Source organism: Oleiphilus sp. HI0067 (assembly GCF_001635735.1).
Genome location: NZ_LWFI01001387.1, coordinates 18796 through 38705 on the forward strand (window position 1 = coordinate 18796; position 19910 = coordinate 38705).

At 43.5% G+C, this 19910-nt stretch carries 16 protein-coding genes; 7 read left to right on the top strand and 9 right to left on the bottom strand.

All coding sequences use genetic code 11. The features are described 5' to 3' along the window. Positions 1 to 142: 142 nt before the first annotated feature. Positions 143 to 1531: a signal recognition particle protein gene (gene ffh / locus A3739_RS22030; RefSeq protein ID WP_068479386.1), complete on the bottom strand. Its 1389-nt coding sequence runs from the start codon at positions 1529 to 1531 to the stop codon at positions 143 to 145. Positions 1532 to 1631: 100 nt separating this feature from the next. Between ffh and A3739_RS22035 the strand changes: the two genes are divergently transcribed. From A3739_RS22035 to A3739_RS22050, 4 genes are all read left to right on the top strand, one after another. Next, entirely contained in the window at positions 1632 to 2411 is a 780-nt protein-coding gene (locus A3739_RS22035) for an inner membrane protein YpjD (protein ID WP_068476074.1), read from the top strand. A 28-nt stretch (positions 2412 to 2439) separates the two neighbouring features. After that, complete coding sequence (locus A3739_RS22040) at positions 2440 to 3702, top strand: HlyC/CorC family transporter (RefSeq protein ID WP_068479384.1); 1263 nt, start codon at positions 2440 to 2442, stop codon at positions 3700 to 3702. A gap of 124 nt (positions 3703 to 3826) precedes the next feature. Continuing rightward, positions 3827 to 5902 carry a DUF1631 family protein gene (locus A3739_RS22045; RefSeq protein WP_068502767.1) on the top strand — a complete coding sequence of 692 codons (2076 nt, stop codon included), beginning with the start codon at positions 3827 to 3829 and terminating at the stop codon, positions 5900 to 5902. Between the two features lie 20 nt (positions 5903 to 5922). Continuing rightward, positions 5923 to 6660, top strand: coding sequence for a hypothetical protein (locus A3739_RS22050; RefSeq protein WP_068502770.1), 738 nt, complete (start codon positions 5923 to 5925; stop codon positions 6658 to 6660). Here A3739_RS22050 and sbcB read toward each other — a convergent pair. The 4 genes from sbcB to A3739_RS22070 form a co-directional block, all read right to left on the bottom strand. Next, positions 6654 to 8105, bottom strand: coding sequence for an exodeoxyribonuclease I (gene sbcB, locus A3739_RS22055; protein ID WP_068479379.1), 1452 nt, complete (start codon positions 8103 to 8105; stop codon positions 6654 to 6656). The two genes, A3739_RS22050 and sbcB, sit on opposite strands and share 7 nt — an antisense overlap. Before the next feature lie 61 nt (positions 8106 to 8166). Continuing rightward, complete coding sequence (locus tag A3739_RS22060) at positions 8167 to 9066, bottom strand: DUF6160 family protein (protein ID WP_156502758.1); 900 nt, start codon at positions 9064 to 9066, stop codon at positions 8167 to 8169. A gap of 322 nt (positions 9067 to 9388) precedes the next feature. After that, positions 9389 to 9703, bottom strand: coding sequence for a Grx4 family monothiol glutaredoxin (grxD, locus tag A3739_RS22065; RefSeq protein WP_068479377.1), 315 nt, complete (start codon positions 9701 to 9703; stop codon positions 9389 to 9391). Positions 9704 to 9748: 45 nt separating this feature from the next. Then, a complete protein-coding gene (locus tag A3739_RS22070) occupies positions 9749 to 11305 on the bottom strand; it encodes a hydantoinase B/oxoprolinase family protein (RefSeq protein WP_068479375.1) in 1557 nt (518 codons plus the stop codon). Positions 11306 to 11454: 149 nt separating this feature from the next. Between A3739_RS22070 and A3739_RS22075 the strand changes: the two genes are divergently transcribed. Then, positions 11455 to 12657 carry an aspartate aminotransferase family protein gene (locus A3739_RS22075; RefSeq protein ID WP_068479373.1) on the top strand — a complete coding sequence of 401 codons (1203 nt, stop codon included), beginning with the start codon at positions 11455 to 11457 and terminating at the stop codon, positions 12655 to 12657. A 38-nt stretch (positions 12658 to 12695) separates the two neighbouring features. Beyond that, the gene (locus A3739_RS22080) at positions 12696 to 13745 is read left to right on the top strand and encodes an ABC transporter ATP-binding protein (RefSeq protein ID WP_068502774.1); all 1050 of its coding nucleotides are present in this window, start codon (positions 12696 to 12698) and stop codon (positions 13743 to 13745) included. On the opposite strand, the gene glpK is transcribed toward A3739_RS22080, so the two are convergent. After that, on the bottom strand, positions 13729 to 15222 hold the full coding sequence (gene glpK, locus A3739_RS22085) for a glycerol kinase GlpK (RefSeq protein WP_068479369.1): 1494 nt from the start codon (positions 15220 to 15222) through the stop codon (positions 13729 to 13731). The genes A3739_RS22080 and glpK overlap by 17 nt on opposite strands. Before the next feature lie 175 nt (positions 15223 to 15397). On the opposite strand from glpK, the gene glpD reads away from it, so the two are divergent. After that, positions 15398 to 16936: a glycerol-3-phosphate dehydrogenase gene (gene glpD, locus A3739_RS22090; RefSeq protein ID WP_068479367.1), complete on the top strand. Its 1539-nt coding sequence runs from the start codon at positions 15398 to 15400 to the stop codon at positions 16934 to 16936. Between the two features lie 2 nt (positions 16937 to 16938). Here the strand turns inward: glpD and A3739_RS22095 are convergent, their stop codons facing one another. From A3739_RS22095 to A3739_RS22105, 3 genes are all read right to left on the bottom strand, one after another. Next, on the bottom strand, positions 16939 to 18348 hold the full coding sequence (locus A3739_RS22095) for an ATP-binding protein (protein ID WP_156493612.1): 1410 nt from the start codon (positions 18346 to 18348) through the stop codon (positions 16939 to 16941). A 153-nt stretch (positions 18349 to 18501) separates the two neighbouring features. Continuing rightward, positions 18502 to 19245: a response regulator gene (locus tag A3739_RS22100; RefSeq protein ID WP_068476036.1), complete on the bottom strand. Its 744-nt coding sequence runs from the start codon at positions 19243 to 19245 to the stop codon at positions 18502 to 18504. A gap of 157 nt (positions 19246 to 19402) precedes the next feature. After that, on the bottom strand, positions 19403 to 19816 hold the full coding sequence (locus A3739_RS22105; RefSeq protein WP_068475045.1) for a peptidylprolyl isomerase: 414 nt from the start codon (positions 19814 to 19816) through the stop codon (positions 19403 to 19405). Between the last annotated feature and the right edge of the window lie 94 nt (positions 19817 to 19910).

Genomic DNA, 19910 nt, shown 5'->3' on the forward strand with positions numbered 1-19910 from the left:
AGTTTAACTATATAAAGCCCCCATACAGCAAATGCATTAACTGAGGGACTCGAAAGGGCGCGTATTCTATAGCAATACTACGAAATTGAAAACACCCATTTACATTTTTACGCTTCTTTTCAATTAACTAAGCGTTAGATAGCTAGAAACGACCGAAAGGACCGCCGCCACCGCCGGGCGGCATCATCCCCTGCATCCCTCTCATCATATTCGCCATTCCGCCTTTTTTGCTAAATTTCTTCATCATTTTAGCCATCTGCTTATGTTGCTTTAAAAGACGATTCACATCTTGGATCTGAGTTCCAGAGCCCGTTGCTATCCGGCGCTTTCTGCTATTATTGATGGAATCTGGGTATCGACGCTCTTTTGGCGTCATCGATGAAATGATCGCTTCTAACTGCCCTAAAGACTTATCGTTTACTTGGGACTGCGCGGCCTGTGCCATCTGTCCCATTTGCCCCATACCAGGAAGCTTATCGAGCAGACCAGCTACACCACCCATATTTTTCATTTGCAGGAGCTGATCTCTAAAATCTTCCAAATCAAAGGTTTTACCTTTCTTTATCTTCTTAGTCAGCTTGTCCGCTTTCTTTTTATCAAGCTTTCTTTCTGCATCCTCGATAAGACTGAGTACATCACCCATTCCAAGAATTCTTGATGCGAGACGATCAGGATAAAAAGGCTCTAGCGCGTCAATCTTCTCGCCAACACCCATAAACTTGATAGGCTTACCAGTAATCGCTCTAACCGATAACGCTGCACCACCGCGCGCATCACCATCTGTCTTTGTAAGAACAACACCCGTCAGCGGAAGCGCATCGTTAAATGCTTTCGCTGTATTCGCAGCATCCTGACCGGTCATCGAATCAACTACGAATAAGGTTTCGACAGGGTTAACTGATGCGTGAAGGTCAGCTATTTCAGCCATCATCTCTTGATCAACCGCCAATCGGCCAGCTGTATCGACAATCAGCACATCCATAAATTTAAGCTTTGCTTCAGCAATAGCCGCCTCAGCAATAGCTACAGGCTTTTGGTCCGCTGTACTTGGGAAGAATGTAGCACCAACTTCACCAGCAAGCGTTTCCAATTGTTTGATTGCCGCCGGACGATAGACATCAGCACTAACGACCATTACTTTTTTCTTCTCTCGCTCTGAGAGATATCTCGCCAATTTAGCTACCGAGGTTGTTTTACCCGCACCCTGCAGACCAGCCATTAAAACGACTGCTGGCGGCTGAGCATTTAGACTAAGCCCTTCAGACTTTGCCCCCATCACAGCCGTAAGCTCGTCATTAACAATTCGAATAAATTCTTGCCCTGGCGATAGACTTCTCATCACCTCTTGACCAAGAGCTCTAGTGCGAACCTGCTCAACAAAATCTTTCACCACAGGCAAGGCTACATCCGCCTCGAGCAAAGCCATCCTTACTTCGCGTAACGTACCCTTGATGTTGTCGTCAGTTAATTTTGCCTGACCAGTGACCTTTTTAAGACTTTCGGAAAGCCTTTCGCTAAGATTCTCAAACATGTTTTATAGCTCTAATGATTATTGCCAAGTATTCGCAAACAGCGCATTATAACGACAATCAAAATTAATTAAATCGAAAGTCTCAGACTAACGCAGTTAAATGAACGCATCTTTACTCGCTTTGATAGCAATATGCCTCTATTTACTAGGCTCAGGCTTCAAAGCCATACAAATTATAAGAAAATCTGCGCCACGCAACATCATCCCAATCACTAGTGGACTGGTTGCTGCAATAGCTCAAGCAAGCAGTATCGTAATTAGTTTCGGCCAACACCAATCATTCGACCTCGTCCATAGTACGGCCATCATTACGTGCATATCAGTCGTTGTATTTATCATATTTGCAACGCGTAAACCGATACATAATATGCTGCTTATCATGTATCCAGCTGCCGCACTCAGCATGATTAGCATGCTTGCAATTCGTCCGGATGACGCCCCGAATCAACTTGATAACGGAATTTTAGTGCATATCGCATTGTCTATTTTGGCCTATAGCATTCTATGCTTGGCCTCCGTACAAGCAATCTTTGTTGTTTACCGTAACCGACAGCTTAAATCACACCTACATTCGAATAGCTCTCTCCCACCATTACTCGTAATGGAAAGCACCTTGTTTGATTTGTTAAGAATAGGCACCTTATTCCTTGCTATAGCGATCACTCTAGGCTTCATATTCGTGCATGATCTCTTCGCGCAACATCTTGCACACAAAACATTCTTCTCTTTAGTTTCTTTGGTGCTGTTCGGCGTACTGTTGTTCGGCAGACGCCAATATGGTTGGAGGGGCTCACTCGCAGCAAGCCTTACCTTATGGGGCACAGGGTCGTTAATGCTTGGTTTTTTTGGCACCAAGATAGTTCTTGAATCTATACTGTAATTTCTTTTTCTAGCAACCGAGCTTTACCTTGAACGAAACTTCCCTTACCTGGCTATTTGGCTCCCTTGGCGTTCTTATAATGTTGTCCGGCTTTTTCTCAAGTTCCGAAACAGGAATGCTGTCACTCAACAAGTACCGTCTTAAGCATCTAAAGAAACAAGGACATAAAGGCGCAAACAAAGCGAGCGACCTGCTCGACCGCACAGATCAACTTATCAGCGTTATTTTGATCGGCAATAATTTCGTAAACATACTTGCCTCTTCAATTGCTACAGTTATCGCAATCCGTCTCTGGGGTGATGCAGGTATTGCGATCGCAACCGCGTTACTTACGCTAACCATTTTAATTTTCGCCGAAATCACTCCAAAAACATTTGCAGCTTATCACCCAGAAAAGATAGCGTTTCCAGCAGCCCACATTCTCAAGCCACTCCTAAAACTGCTATACCCTGCTGTTTGGTCTGTAAACCTAGTCACCAACAACCTATTAAAAATACTGGGCATTAATACCTCAGCGCAGACTGAGAACCATATAACGAGAGAAGAGCTAAAAACACTCGTCCATGAAGCTGGCAATAAAATCCCTCGCTCTCACCAAGACATGCTGATCAGTATCCTTGATCTAGAGAAAGTAACTGTCAACGACATCATGATTCCTAAGAATGAAGTGATTGGACTAGATATTGAAGACAACCTAGATGATTTGATCGAACAAGCTAGAAGCTCGCAACACACTAGGCTCCCCGTCTACAAGGGAGACATCAACAACATAATTGGTGTACTCCACCTGCGAAACATGACAAAAGTTTTGTCTCATGCTGAGCCAAATAAAGCAGCACTACTGCAGGCATGTCGTGAGCCCTATTTTATCCCCGAAAGTACTCCGCTAAACCATCAGTTACTTCAATTTCAAAAAGCAAAACGCAGAATCGGCATTGTGGTTGATGAATATGGTGATGTTCAGGGACTTGCAACAATGGAAGATATCTTAGAAGAAATTGTTGGGGAGTTCACAACGGACTACTCTACAACCAGCAGCTCAGATATCACTGCGCAAGAGGACAGCAGCTTCCTTATTGATGGCTCCGCCACCATTAGGGCGATTAATAAAGCGCTTAAATGGTCATTACCTACTAATGGCCCTAAAACGATTAACGGGCTTATTACTGAGTCATTGGAGTTCATTCCTGAGCACCCAGTTTGCATAAAGATTGGTAACTACGAACTAGAAGTCAGACAAGTGAAAGACGACAAAATCAAAACTGTGCGCGCATTTAAAGGTAAAGCGTAACAAATTGCCCATTTTTCATACTAAAACACTTAGTTTCTTGCGAGTTTGTACTAATATGCGTAAATTACAGACTTCGGCGTCATTTTAACTTTTTGATACATTTCTCTATCGCTTGAGTGCACCAATGGCAAACAGCTTTAACGTCAACGACAATGCCAATTCTCGAGAAAGTGCTAACAGCTCAGCCGTCTCAGAAAAACTGTTCAATGCCTACTCTCAGCATGTATCTCCCCTACTAGATCAATCATTTGATGCGATTGATGACACCTTGTTTGATCTTGCAAATAATGCAAGAAACAACAATGAGCAAAATCGCTATTTCGAAGCCATGCGTGAATTACGCCTCAAACGTAAAGCCATATGCACGAACATTGATCAATCTCTTCAATCTTTATTTCAATTTCCTTTCGAGCAGATAAAACTTAATACACCAGCGCCGTCACAAGTTGAATCTCTATCAGTGGTAGACGACAAGCAATTTGAAGAGCAGCTAGCGGTTGAGACAATGGCTAGTAAGTCACGAGCTAACTTTCAGCATATTCACCTAACTCTGCATCAACGCATGGCCGAGGCTTATCAGCTTAATGGTGATGAACTTAGTCCAGAGTCACCTGAGTTATTAGCTCATATCATTGCTAGCAGCTGCAAAAATCTCGATATCGAGCTCGGTGAGCTTCTTTTGCTATACAAGCACTTAGACAAACACTTATTTTCCAAGCTTGAAGAGCCACTAAACGCATTGAATGACACTCTAATTTCTGAGGGAATTCAGCCGGATCTAAGCCTGACTAAACGCAAACAATCCGTCCGCTCCAAGCAAGAAACAACAAGAGCTCCTGTCGCACACGATCATCGAGACATTACGGCACAAGAAAACACTACTCAAACAGCCACACAAACGATTAAGACACAGCATTACGCTAGCTCTCAAGACATCATCCAAGCACTGAATATTGTAAACGCCGCGAAGGAAGCGACAAATGAAGCAAGGTTTTTTGACGCCAAGACAATCAGCCAGTACGTGACACAACAACTTCAGAAAAGCTCAAGAAAACAAGTGGCCGAAAAAGATCTTGATGTTATTAATCTAGTCGGCTTACTGTTTGAGTACATACTCAACGACAATAATTTAGCGCCAGAAATGCAGGCGCTTATTGGTCGCTTGCAAATACCTGTACTTAAAGCGGTCATTCATAATCCTGTATTTTTCAAAGAGCATGCTCATCCGGCTAGAACCTTCATTAACAACTTAGCCACAGCAGCGATTGGCTGGACCAACGACAATCAAAACAGCGCACGAACAAAACTATACGACGAGCTTCGCTCACTCGTAGATGACATTATCGAAGATAAAAGTGGTCACTATGACTGTTTTACAGCGTCAAATTTAAAGTTAGAGCTTTTTATCGCGCGCGAAAACAAACGCCAAAAATTGCTCGAGCAACGTACGAAACTAACAGAAGAAGGACGCATTAAAAGCCGGGTTGCCCAAGAATTTATCGACTCAACTCTAAAAGCACTCGTTGAATCACATAGGAACTTACCTACTAGCATTTCTGAACTTCTAACCGGACCATGGAGACGAGTATTGTTCATCGCATTTCTTCGCGATGCGCAAGAACACAATTGGGATACCTGCAGAAAGACAACTGAAGACTTACTTTGGTGTACTAGAAAACATGCAACACAAAATGACCGTCAAAAGTGGTTAGCTCTGGTACCACGTCTGTTAAAGCAAATAGACGCCGAATTAACTCGTATATCGTTTGACCCCTACTCAGCCAATAGAATGCTTGCAGACATCAAAAAAGATCTTACAAGTATTTTCAGGGAAACAGCACTTAGCAACCAAAATGATGCCAGCCTCAATAAACCAAATAATGCTAGCAGCACAGGCGCAATCACAAAGCAAAAAAGCCTACGCCCTCAACTTAACAAGAATGTTGAGTTGTTAGCTCAGCTGGAAATTGGAAGATGGGTCCAAATAAAAATTAACGGAAATTTGAAACGCTACAAACTGATTAGCAGAGTAGACGAAGCAAACGTATATGTATTTGCCGATAGATTTGGCCTTAATCCAATAGAGTTAAGTTCCCAGCAAGTCGTTGCCCAAATCAACAAGGGAATGATGGTCATTCTCGAGAAAGGCGCGCTCGTTGATAGAGCCTTAAACCACATTCTGAGCAATCTTCAGAGCTAGTAGGCTTAACGTTTAGTTATATGAAACACTATGCCTTAGCCATAGCATTGTCGGTCGCGGCCTGCTCACATATAATCTTGTATACCTTGTTGAATTTGTGGCCCGCCCCGACACCTAATGACACCCAATCTATTCCAGTAACATTAGTTCTGTCTCAAGAGTCTGCTGAAAGCCAAGCCAGTCAAAGTGCGTCTAGCCAAACGAGAAAAACTCAGGAACAATTCTTAACGACGAAAAGTTATAACGACTATAGCCACCTCACTACGAAAGAATCCGCTTCTAATGTGGAAGGGGCAAGCCAACAAGCTAACGCTATTAGTAAACAAGCAGCTAGCAATCAGAATGCTCCTGCACGCAGAATGAAGGCATCAGAACAGCAAATTATTGAACAGCAGAACGATCTAACGGACCCTAGCATCAGGGCTTTATCAACAAAAGACCTTCCTGTTATGACCGAATATGAACAGGCATTGCTGCAGCATTTACTGGACCGAGAACTTTACACTCAGCTACATCAATTCATGCAGAACGTCGACATTCCACGGATCGACTTCACAATTGAAATAAAGCTATTTGAAAATGGAGCGATCAAGTCGGCCTCGATCAAAAACAAAAGCGCGAATATACCTATTGAGCGCATTGCGACGACGGCAGCGTATAACGCAAGTCCATACCCTAGACCACCAGAATCCGACTACGAAATCCTTTATACGTATGCCGTCACTATGTCGTATAAAAAGACGGGGAATATTCAATAAGGATAGATTGACTCTGCATACAATTGGATCTCTTCCAATAAAAATGCTTTGTCAGAGCCATGCTCAACTCCTTGAGCAGCCGCCTGTAAATCTTTCGCAAATGCATCAAAGTTCAAATATCCGTTTTCACCGCCAAGAAGCCTAGCCATACAATGTTGACTCCACTTCTCTCGCTCTTCAGAATTTAATACCTCTGGATAGTTTCGTGCCTTATATCTAAATAGCATCTCATCAAGACGTGAATCCTGAAAGGCAAACTGAGCATCTTCGAGTTCTTCTGGCGGCATATTTCGGAGGCTCGTCAATTGCGCCTTGTCTTGCGGCGAGAAAAAACCTCCAGAATAGATCATCAAATCTGGATCGGTGGGCTGAGCTCTATCTTCATCAGCAACAAACACCTCCCTAACATGCGAAAAAGCCGACATATCTGCTTTAAGAAGCTTCACATGCTCTCTCATAAGATCGAGATCCATCCCCCAAGCCTTTAAACGCTCTTCGGGAATGACCTTAATCATTGACGCTGGCGCGAGCATTGGGCATTTATTCAAATGAATTAACTTCAAAGCAGGACGAATATTTACTGGGTTACCTGAACTATCTAGTTCAGTTTTTTTATACAACAGCGCCTTGATCTCATCGGATGAATGCTGAAGAAGAACATTGGGGTTCTGACGAAGGTCAAAAGCAATAATTGCATTTTTATTAGTAGGATGCGGCATCAACGGATACATCATCCCTATACAACCCTTATCTACGGCAATTTTTGACGATACATGCAAAAACGGTTGCCCTTGATGCTGATCCAGAAAATTTTGGACTGCGGTCTTACTGCGCATATCGAATGCAAATTTGTATAAAGCTGGCTGCCTTTGCTTAATCAATTTGGCTAGTTCAATCGTGGCATACACATCAGACATAGCGTCGTGCGCAGCCTCATGCGCGATGCCATTTGCTTCTGTTAACTTCTCTAGTCGGAAGGACACCTTGCCATCATCGCCAGTAGGCCAATTAATACCGTCAGGACGTAAAGCATAAGCAAGCCGAACAACATCAATAATGTCCCACCTAGAATTCCCGTTTTTCCACTCTCTTTCATAAGGATCATAAAAGTTGCGATAAAACAGGTTTCTGCTCACCTCATCATCAAATCGGACACTGTTGTAACCCGCAACGCAGGTTTCTGCCTGACAAAAGATTTCCGAAATGTTTTTTGCAAACTGAGCTTCTGAAACACCCTCTGCCATTGCTTTTTGTGGAGTGATACCAGTGACCAGACACGCTTGAACAGAAGGCAGATAATCTTCTGTTGGCTGTGAGAAGATAGTAACGGGCTCTTCGATGATATTGAGTTCGAGATCCGTTCTTACACCAGCAAACTGGCATGGTCGATCTCTTTGAGGGTCAGCACCAAACGTTTCGTAGTCGTGCCAAAATATAGTTTGCATAGAGGTTAGGCCTAGAAATAATTAGGACCTAATAGTAAACGCGTAGAAGACGAAGATGAAGTTAGAATAAACCGTTTCCGCGATCGATATATTCTAATCGGACACGATCCGTACCGCCTGCATTCAAACCACTATTCATATCGATCTGCATCGCCGTCGGTAGGTTAATGAAAGCGCCTAGATCTGTATTAAGCGATCCGTCTGAAGTCATCCATTCCGTCGCTTGTTTCTGGAAGCCAATAAAGAAGTCTTCAGTGTATTCCACTGCACCTGTGTCGGCGTTTCGCTCACCAATATCAAGTGTTTTGAAATCACCTAAGTCATAGCAATACCAGCCTGTTGAGCAATCTGTCGTACCACCGGTAAATTCGCGAGCCACACCGAAATTTGTTGATCTAGAGTTATCAGCATCACCTGCCGCATTCAGAAGCTGCGACTCGTAACGAGTTCCAAAGTCATCAACAATGTCCATCTCAACATTGCCTGAAATACTTCCAAAATCGCCAGACAACTGACCTCTCGCTTCGCCAAAACCAATACGAAAACCGATCAGCTCATTATTGTCGTCTCGTGCAATTTCAAAATATGGATCATTCAGCTCAAACGGAATAATTTCATTCACGTCATAGGTATTACCATCAAGCTGAACTTTAGATGAATCTGTAGAAATCGAACCCAAGCCGAGGTTTGAAACTTGTAAATCAGCCTCAAGACTTTCGCCTGTTTTTGCATAGCGGCCCGCCTCAAGATTATCGATATTCATTTGGATCTCAGCTTCCATACCCAACGTTACACGGGTATAACTTGTCGATCCTATTTGGTCTACATCAAACGCTACAGCCGCTTGACCAGATACTTCGCCTAATTCTTCATCAGAAATAGGACGCAGTTCAGCAGACGCAACGACAGGCATCAACGCCAGGGTTGCCAACACTAAACTTAACTGGTTCTTCGCTTTCAAAATCACGTCTATATGAGCCTTTTCTACCTTCTTCTGTTCGGCAATTTAAAAAAATAACTGCGTAAGTTCTTATTGTTTTAATGTTTGTTCTTATATTTCGGAATGTAACTGTACCCGAAACAGACTTTTTCATATGTGATGACGACCACACTGCCCTAGCTACAACGCTGGATTTAACAGACTTTTACGGAATATTAGAACGGCATCACAAACAACAAAACCCGATAAAACTGAGGATATTTGGTAGAGTGGAAATCACATAAATGCTCATCAATAAAAAAGGCCCGTATAACAACGAGCCCTTTTAGAGTATATAGATTGCTTATTCAGCAGCGGAGCTTACAAGCTCCTTTAGTTCGCCAGATTCATACATTTCAGTGACGATATCACAACCGCCAACCAGCTCACCTTTTACATAAAGCTGAGGGAATGTCGGCCAATTTGAGTAAGTCTTAAGATTTTCTCTAATTTCAGGATTATCTAATATATTAATGTACGCGAAACGTTCACCGCATGCCATCAAAGCTTGAACTGTGCGCGCAGAGAAGCCGCACTGAGGTTGCTGTGGCGTTCCTTTCATATAAAGAAGGATTGAGTTTTCTTCAATCTGTTGCTTAATCGCGTCCATAATTGACATATAGTTTACCCTTACTCAGTAAAAATTAGCCGCGTATTTTAACAGCTAAGCCCCAGACGACCAAGCTCCACCGCCTGGAGTTTTAATGTTTATTACATCGTTTTGCTCGACTTGAATCCGGGCTTTAGCAGGTAGCACTTGATCATTAAGCGTGTTCACTCCGCATTTACCCGCGCCTGCACTAACTCCCCAAGGTTGGTTCATCCGCCTTTCTGTTAGCAGGGTAACGGATGCAGGTGCAGTAAAACGATAGGACCGAGACAAACCGCACCCTCCATCATACTCCCCTTTGCCGCCAGATCTTCTGCGGATTGAGTATTCGGTAATTTGTATTGGGTAATGTAACTCCAAACTTTCTACGGGGGTGTTCAAGGTATTCGTCATATGACATTGCACTGCATCAAGACCCGACGAACCCGAGTTCGCACCCATGCCACCAGCAAGCGTTTCATAATAATCCCATGACTCCGCACTACTCGATTTATTACCCATTGCGATATTGTTCATCGAGCCCTGTGCAGCAGCCGGCATATCTAAGCCGAGCTTCAACAAACACCCCTGAACCACATCGACTACTCTCATACTTGTCTCTACATTTCCAGCAGCGACCGCCGATCCTTTAGGGGCATTTAACATGCTTCCATAAGGACAAATAATATCGATAAACCTAAACACGCCATCGCACTTCGGTGCATATTCAGGCAACAAGCATGCGATGACATAGTAAACAGAAGATGCGGTAACACTCTCAGGGCAATTGAGGTTTCCTTTAACTGACTGACCAGTCCCAGAGAAATCAAACACGAGTCGCTCTCCGGTAGATCGCAATTCGAGATGAATCGGAATTTTCTCGGCACCGAAACCATCTGAATCTAGTACATCGCTAAACTCAACGCTTTCTATTGGTAGCTTGGAAATAAATCCTTGCATCAAAGTTAAGCCGTACTCATTTAATGCAGCACAACGTGCATTGAAATAGACTCCACCGTGCTGAATCCCATTCAGCCAATCAGTCATCCTCATTAGCCCAGTTTGATTAGCACTAATCTGAGCCAAAAAATCTTCAGGCAGCTCGCTGTCACAATTTGGCTCGATGCTGCGAATACGCCGCGCTAACTCATCAACAATGATGCCCTTATCAATAATCTTTTGTGGTCCGAGAACAATCCCTTCTTCAAGCAAGCTATCGCTCAAGGGCATTGAACCAGGCGCTTCACTACCAATATTCGCATGATGAGCGCGATTCACAACAAAGCCATGCAAAACATCAGATAGGAACAATGGTGCAATCATCGTTACATCTGGCAGATGCGTCCCACCCTTGAACGGATCATTCACTACGACCATGTCACCTTCTGACCAATCGAACATAGCAACGAGATCCTTCATGGCATACGCCATACTCCCAAGATGCACAGGAATATGCGCTGCCTGAGCTAAAATACGGCCCTCACTATCAAATAACGCACAAGAGAAATCGAGACGATCTTTGATGTTTGGTGACAATGCACTTCGTTGTAAGACAAAGCCCATTTCTTCACAGATCGTGTTCAATTTTCCAGAAAAAATAGCTAATTCAATTCCACTTATTTTCTCTTGCATTAATAACTCCACATTACTATTAGTTCGCGCCCGCAAATAAAGCACGAGAATACTTTGTCTTTGCTACACTTGATTCAGACGCAACTATAAATGAAAACGAACAAAACAATCATTAAACACATGATTGATTGAGAAATAACAAGATACACATGACAGATAATGCAGTAATGAATACTTATGGGAAGCTTGCCGTTTCTTTCGAGAATGGAGACGGCAGCTGGTTGTTTGATACCGATGGAAACAAATACTTCGATACATTTACCGGCGTCGCTGTAAGTGGGCTCGGACATTCCAATCCAGCCGTCGCCAAGGCAATTAAGCAACAATGTACCCGCCTACTTCATAGTTCGAATATCTTTCATTCAAAGCTTCAACAACAATTGTCTCAGAAGCTTTGCGAACTATCGGGATTGAACAAAGTATTTCTGTGCAACTCGGGTCTCGAAGCAAATGAAACTGCAATCAAGATCGCGCGCAAACATGCATACGACCAAGGCAATCATAGTCCTGTCATCATTACCTTCAAAAACAGTTTTCACGGTCGATCCCTTGCAACAATATCTGCATCAGGGAACGACAAGATTAAACATGGTTTCGGCCCGTTAGTTGATGGCTTCATTCATTTAAAGCTGAATGATTCCGAGGCCTTACACTCCGCGTTTGAGCAGAACGCTAATATCGCGGCAGTAATGTTAGAACCCATACAGGGAGAAGGCGGCATTCATTTAGCAGAGACCTCTTTTCTCAAAACTGCTCGAGAGCTTTGCTCAAAACATTCTGCCCTACTCATTTGTGACGAAATACAAACGGCTAACGCGCGAACTGGGAAATACTTTGCATATCAGCACGCCAACATTCAACCCGACATAGTAACCCTCGCAAAGGGTCTCGGTAATGGTTTTCCGATTGGCGCGTGTATCAGTTCTGACGAAGCAGCAAACAGTTTAATTCCGGGCAGTCATGGCTCTACGTTCGGTGGCAACCCACTGGCATGTGCCGCCGCAATGGCGGTAATTGAAGAGATTCAAAGCAAACATCTTGAACAAAGAGCAGAATCTTTAGGACAACACATTAAGTCGGCGCTAGAGGATGCGCTTCTGGGAGCAGACTATGTCGCTGACATAAGAGGCAAAGGCTTGATGATCGGCATTGAGATGACAGACCCTTGCTTTGCTCTAGTACCACTAGCAAAAGAAAAAGGGATACTTCTAAACGTTACATCTGACAATGTGATTCGATTGCTTCCAACTTTAAGTCTATCTGATGAAGAGTGTGATTTTTTGATTGACGCAGTCATCCAGATTGTGCGTTTATACGCGGCAGACGATAGAGCTCAACCACGAGCTAAATAAACCAGATAAAAACTGCTTCCTGTTTGCCGGACTAATTAATGCCAAACTTCCTAAAAATCAGTCAACTTCAATGTCAGTACGATGAAAAGACTGTCCTTAACGATCTTAATTTCACATTAGATAAAGGCGAGTTAGCGGCACTTTTGGGACCAAGCGGTTGCGGAAAAAGTACACTTCTACGTGCGATAGCGGGATTCGAAAAAATCCAAAACGGCCAGATAGAAGTCAATCAAACTCTCTTATCTTCTCCTAGCGTATCCATTCCACCAGAAAAGCGGAAAATAGGAATGGTATTCCAAGACTACGCTCTGTTTCCGCATTTAACGATTGAACAAAACATTGCTTATGGCTTGGATAAACAACAAGCGAAATCGCCGAATAAACGAATAGAGAAGCTTTTAGACCTGATTGACTTATCCCAGCATCGAACGCGCTATCCACATGAGCTTTCTGGTGGGCAGCAACAACGTGTTGCGCTAGCCCGCGCTTTAGCACCAGAACCCGAATTAATTCTGTTTGATGAGCCATTCTCCAACCTAGACGCAGATCTCCGAACGCGATTAGGTGGAGAGGTGAGACAGATACTAAAAGACTTAAACACCAGCGCAATTTTAGTAACACACGATCAATCTGAAGCATTTGCGATGGCAGATAAAATTGGCGTTATTCAACAAGGAAAGGTTATTCAAACCGGCTCAGCAAATCAGTTGTACCATCAGCCGAAATCAAAATTTGTAGCGCAATTTATCGGCAAAGGTAGCTTCATATCTGGTAAAGCCGTTAACGAATCTACGATTGAGACCTCATTAGGGCAACTAAATGCCTGCTCTGCAAATGGAGAACTTGTTGAAGGAGAGAACGTTGAACTACTCGTTCGACCAGAGGCGGTCACGATAGATACGTCGAGTTCAACACAAGCAACGATTACAGGCTCAGCTTTCGCAGGCGGGACAACTTATTTTAGTTTGTCAGTTCACGAAATAGAATTAGAAATATCGCTAGGAAGCCAATTAGATCTACAAGTTGGCCAAACCATACCTATTAGTTTAGCCAACGGGCAACTCATCGCGTTTAAGACGTCGGTTTAAAGCTCTGCACACAAGCAACAGCCATTTTCCAACCCGAGACATATTTATCACGTTCACTCGAGTCTAAGTTTGGCTCAAATCGCTGTTCTAACTTCCATTTATTCGCAACGTCATTTAAACAGCTGTAAAGCCCTGCTTGAACCGCTGCGATATATGCTGCTCCCAACGCGGTTGTTTCAACTATTTCAGGACGCTCTACAGGCACATTGCATAAATCAGATAAACACTGGGCGAACCAGTCATTCACGATCATGCCTCCATCCACGCGCAAACTCTCAACATGAGCACCGTCGCGAATCATCGCTTCTAATAAATCATTCGTCTGGTGCGCGACAGATTCTAAACCAGCAGTGACGACTTCGTTGGCCCCAGTGTCACGTGTAAGTCCTAATACCGCCCCGCGCGCATCAGGGTCCCAGTAAGGGGCTCCTAGACCTGTAAAAGCCGGAACCACATATAAGGCATCTTGATAACCGACCTCTGTCGCAATCGCTTCCGATTCATGTGCATTTTCAATGACGCCAAGTCCGTCTCTTAACCACTGCACCGCAGCACCAGCAACAAAGATACTCCCTTCCAAGGCATAGACCACTTCACCATTGAAACGATAAGCCACCGTTGATAACAGCTTATTATCTGAGCGAAGGGCCGTGTCTCCGGTATTGAGAATCACAAAGCAACCTGTACCATAGGTACTCTTCAACATGCCTTTATCAAAACATGCTTGTCCAACAAGAGCCGACTGCTGATCACCGATCATCGCAAGTATTGGAACTGGTGCGCCAAGCCACTCTTCACTGCAGACACCAAAGTCAGCACCACAATCTTTTACTTCGGGTAAAACTGATTTAGGAACGTCAAATAACGCTAGTAATTCGTCATCCCATTGCTGATCTATGATATTGAAAAGATTGGTTCGAGAAGCGTTTGTGGCGTCCGTTGCATGCACCTCTCCATCAGTAAGCCGCCAGAGCAAATAGCTATCAATCGTACCAAAAGCCAAATCACCCTGATCTGCCAATACCCTAGCGCCATCGACATTATCTAAGATCCAAGCAATTTTTGTCGCAGAAAAATATGGATCTAACAGTAACCCTGTTTTGTCACGCAGTGTTCCTTCATCATAATTAGAGCGCAGTTTAGAACAGATAGACGCTGTACGTCGGTCTTGCCATACAATCGCGTTATAAATAGCTCGACCGGTTTTTCGATCCCAAACTATCGTCGTTTCTCGTTGGTTAGTGATACCGATTCCCTTAATGTCCTTCGCTGCAATCCCTGCTTTCGAAACAACCTCTCGCATTACCTCAAGAGTCGACGTCCATATTTCTTCAGGGTCATGCTCTACCCAACCGTTATTTGGAAAGTACTGAGTAAACTCTTTCTGAGAAGTACCCAGATGATTGCCATCTTGATCAAACAATAAAGCACGAGAGCTCGTCGTTCCTTGATCTAATGAGAGGATATAGCTCGCCATTGTTATAATTATCCTTTTGAAAACAGCCGCAATTGAGTGATGTAACAATACGAATTTATTCTTTTTTTTCAATCTCAACTTATTACTTGTGTGAAATTGACGATTGCGTTCACAAATCCACAATACAAATCGCTATGCTAAATCCAACGTTCAATATCGATAACAGGAATCAAGGATGACAGATAAACAAGCGGCCTATGATCTCTTCATCATTGGAGGCGGCATCAATGGGTGCGGCGTGGCGAATGATGCTGCGGGACGAGGTTTAAAGGTATATCTATGCGAACAGAACGATCTAGCTTCAGGAACGTCATCAGCGAGTAGTAAACTGATTCACGGTGGATTGCGTTACTTAGAGCATTACGAGTTCCGCCTCGTGCGAGAAGCCCTCGCTGAACGAGAGGTACTTTTAAATATCGCACCTCATCTCGTCGAACCGCTTAAGTTTGTGCTTCCACACCGTCCTCATCTGCGCCCTGCTTGGCTGATTCGTTGCGGTCTTTTCTTATATGACCATTTAAGCAAGCGAAATAGTTTACCGAGTGCGACATCTATAGATTTGGGAACAGAAAAAGGGCTTAAGGCTTCCATAAAAAGAGGTTTTGAATACTACGATTGCTGGGTAGATGACGCCAGATTAGTCATCACAAACGCAATCCAAGCAAAGCAAAACGGCGCGGTCATTTCTACCAATATGGAATGCCTTGGCGCAACCTATAATGAACGCGAAAGACTTTGGCATATACGCTGCCTAAATAAACTGACTAATGAAACGGTCGATGTTTCGGCACGCCATATAGTCAACGCAGCAGGACCGTGGTTAAGCAAAATCTTTGAACAAAAAGTCTCTCAACTCAAACCAAGTAAACAAATTCGACTGATAAAGGGCAGCCACATCGTTGTTCCTCGAGTTCCAAATGGTGACTCTGCATATATATTACAGAACGAAGATAAACGAATAGTTTTTGTACTGCCATACCAAACAAATTACTCGATTATCGGAACGACTGATCAGGAGTATCTAGGAGATATAAATAAAATAGAAATTGATCAATCAGAAATCGATTACTTGCTCGACGTACATAACCAGCACTTCATTCATCAATTAGGGTCCCAAGATATTGTCAGTACTTATTCTGGGGTAAGACCATTATGTAATGATGAGTCATCAGATCCCTCAGCGATTACCCGTGATTACACTATTGATACGCAAAGCATTGACGGTCACTCAGCATTCATATCGATCTATGGCGGAAAAATAACAACTTACAGAAAGCTCGCGAATGCCGTTATGGCACAACTACAACGTTATGTTCCAAACTTACAAGAGGAATGGACAGAGCGACATCCACTAATAGGCAATTCAAAGCTTGGAATGACAAGACAAGGGATCACAGACCATCTTACAAGCCATTACCCGTGGCTCACGTCTAGCCTAGTTAGACGCTATGCATCAAGTTATGGGTTGCTAGCAGAGAATTTTTTGACTGGACGAGAAAGTATTAACGAGCTCGGTCAAGACTTCTCTAACGGCTTATATCAAGCTGAGGTAGATTACCTGATTAAAGAAGAATGGGCGCGAAATGCAAAAGATATATTATTGAGAAGAACCAAGCTCGGCTATCAGTTTTCAGATTCACAAGAGAAAACACTGCGTACTTACATTCAATCGTATCTGAATGAACCCAATATCACCCATTTAAACAGCGCTTGAGGTTAATCTAGCGCTGATGCACCTTGCTGCCTCGGCCATACAAGACTAAATTTGGCACCGCCAAGCTCTTCGCTCTTGCCAAGGAATGCTTGCCCGCCGTGCCAATACAAAATCCGACGAACAATAGATAATCCTAAGCCGTAGCCACCTGATGCCCTTGTGCGGCTATCATCTAATCTGGCAAATGGTGTAAATACAGACTCCCAATCTTCCTGAGGGATTCCTAGGCCATCATCTTCAACGTCGACCCGACACGTTTCTGAATCGCAACTAACGTTCACTTTGACTACACCCGAAGCGTAACGTGTCGCGTTACCAACCAAGTTTTGAATAGAGCGATGAATATATCGCGGTTCTATTTCGGTCTCCGCCCAGTCATCTGAATCTCGCTGAATAACTGCTTGTATATCTAGATTTGGACGCCCCACACTTTGCTCATCAACTACTTGATGGACAATATCCAACAAATTTGCCTGATGAAACGATAGTATCGGACCACCCTGCTCAAGCCTTGCGTAAGTTAAAATCTCATCAATTAGCTCATCTAACTCTTGAATGTCGCCATCGATTTCTTGCGCTTGCTTCCTAAGCGCTTCTTGATTTGGACAATCTTCAATCATTTGAACGCCAAAACGAATGCGCGCGACAGGTGTTCGCAACTCGTGCGAGACAGCGTGTATCATTTCCTTTTGTACAAGCATCAATCGCTGAATATGATCGGCCATCACGTTGAAAGCCGAGCTAAGCCTTTCAATCGCTTCACTCCCCTCGCTCACGTTCTTAACGCGGGCGTCTAATTCACCGCGGGCAATACGCTCTGCCACGGTTTCAACAGCACGCAACTTACGCTCATAGCCTTGAACAAAAATAGCAACCAGAGCGTACAGCGCGGATAAAACACCCGATATTAATAACACTACAACAGGAATCGAAACCAGACTAAACGGAGTCCAAAACTGAAGTCGATAGATAGTACCATCACTGGAACGCAACAGAGCTGAAACAGAATCACTAGAAATTGTTAAGTAATATCCTTGGTCGGATAAACTATCTAGAGCAGCTTGTGACTTTAAGGATGGGGAATCAACTACTTGGTAAAGCTGTAAACCCCAAGATTGTGCAAGAGCTGTTGCCTGCTCAACACTGCTTGAAAATAACTGTTGCTTAAACAACGAAATATACAACTTATAAATGCTACTGCCACTTTGATCAGACTCAAGCTCCAACAACAAATCATCATTCAGACGGGCGTACACTTTAAATAGATCGTCTTGATCAGTTAATACAACTTGACCTAACTCTAAACGAGCACGTGTGAGATCAGAAACAGAATGCTGCTCATCTGACACGACACTTAACGAGTTCACGTCAACACGATCTAAAAGATGCTGATGCTTTGCGAAATGCGACATTATTGGGCTAACTACGTCGCTCCAATAATGCTGGTGTCTAACAAAATTTGACGTGCTATAAATGAGCGTAACCAGCAGCCCCAAAGCCACAAGACAAATGGCTAAGCGACTGAAGATTCTTAAAGAGGGATTGTTCACAACTTCTTACCGGGGCTATGCTTCCTTAACGAAAAGATAGCCTTTACTGCGGACGGTCTTAATACGACGAGGGTGAACTGGGTCATCACCGATCTTAGGACGAATACGAGATACTCGAACATCAATCGAACGATCCTGTCCGTCATACTCGATACCCCTTAATGCCGTAAAGATCTCTTCCCGACTAAGTACATTACCCGCATTGCTTGAGAGCAACCAAAGAAGATCAAACTCTGCACTGGTGAGATCAATGCTCTCATCATCTAGCCATGCTTCGCGCATCGAAGAGTCAACGACTAAGTTATTAAATACGAGGCGTGTCGCTGCTTCACCGTCAGCACTAGATTGCGAAGTATCTGCATGCGCTTCAACATCTTTAATACGACGTAAAAGAGCTCGGATACGCGCCAACAAAACTCTTGGACGAACAGGCTTAGACATATAATCATCAGCGCCCATCTCTAATCCAAGCACTTGGTCCAAATCATCAGTCCGAGCAGTCAGCATGAGAATTGGACCATTGTAGCTAGGTCTAACCTTGCGACAAATGGATAAGCCGTCTTCACCAGGCAGCATTAAATCTAAAACTACCAAGTCAGGTTTCTCATTTACAATTCGGTCTACAGCGTTCGTACCATTGCCTTCAACTGAGACAACAAGACCATTACTTTCTAAGTACTCTTTAGTAAGCCCTGCTAAACGCTCATCATCTTCGACAATTAGGATTTTCCACGCTTCGTTTTGATCTTCTACTTCCATCTGCTTTTTCTTATAAATACTGGAGTTGATGAATACACGCACCTTCTAATGCAAGAGAATCTACACTTACACCTAAATACGCATTGTTACACTTAGTATATATGCTGTTTCGAAAATTACCTGATCAAAACAATAAATTCTTGTTCACCTATAGCTTTTATGAATTTTCCTCTACTGCAATAATTTCCAACTCGAAGCGTAAGGTAAGTCCCGCCAGCGGATGATTCGCATCAACCGTCACAGTACTTTCGGTAACATCGACAATTTGAACAATCTGAGTTTGTTCACCGGTATTAGTTTGAAACTTCATACCTGGGACTAGTTCCGGAATGTCAAACAAAGCCCGATCAACAACTGATACAAACTCGGGATTCTTTTCTCCATATGCAAGCTCTGGAGGAATTGTCGCTTCAATTCGATCTCCTGGGTGCCGACCTTCTACCGCACGCTGAAGCCCTTGGATAGTGTCATCACCGCCCAGAGTAATCTTCATTGGCTCACCACCTTCTGACGTATCAACAACTTCATCCTGAGGATTTTTTAGCCAATAATTAACTGTGTAAACTGTCATCAAATAAATCCAATATTATGTATTTATAAGAAAAAGCAGATGGAAGTAGAAGATCAAAACGAAGCGTGGAAAATCCTAATTGTCGAAGATGATG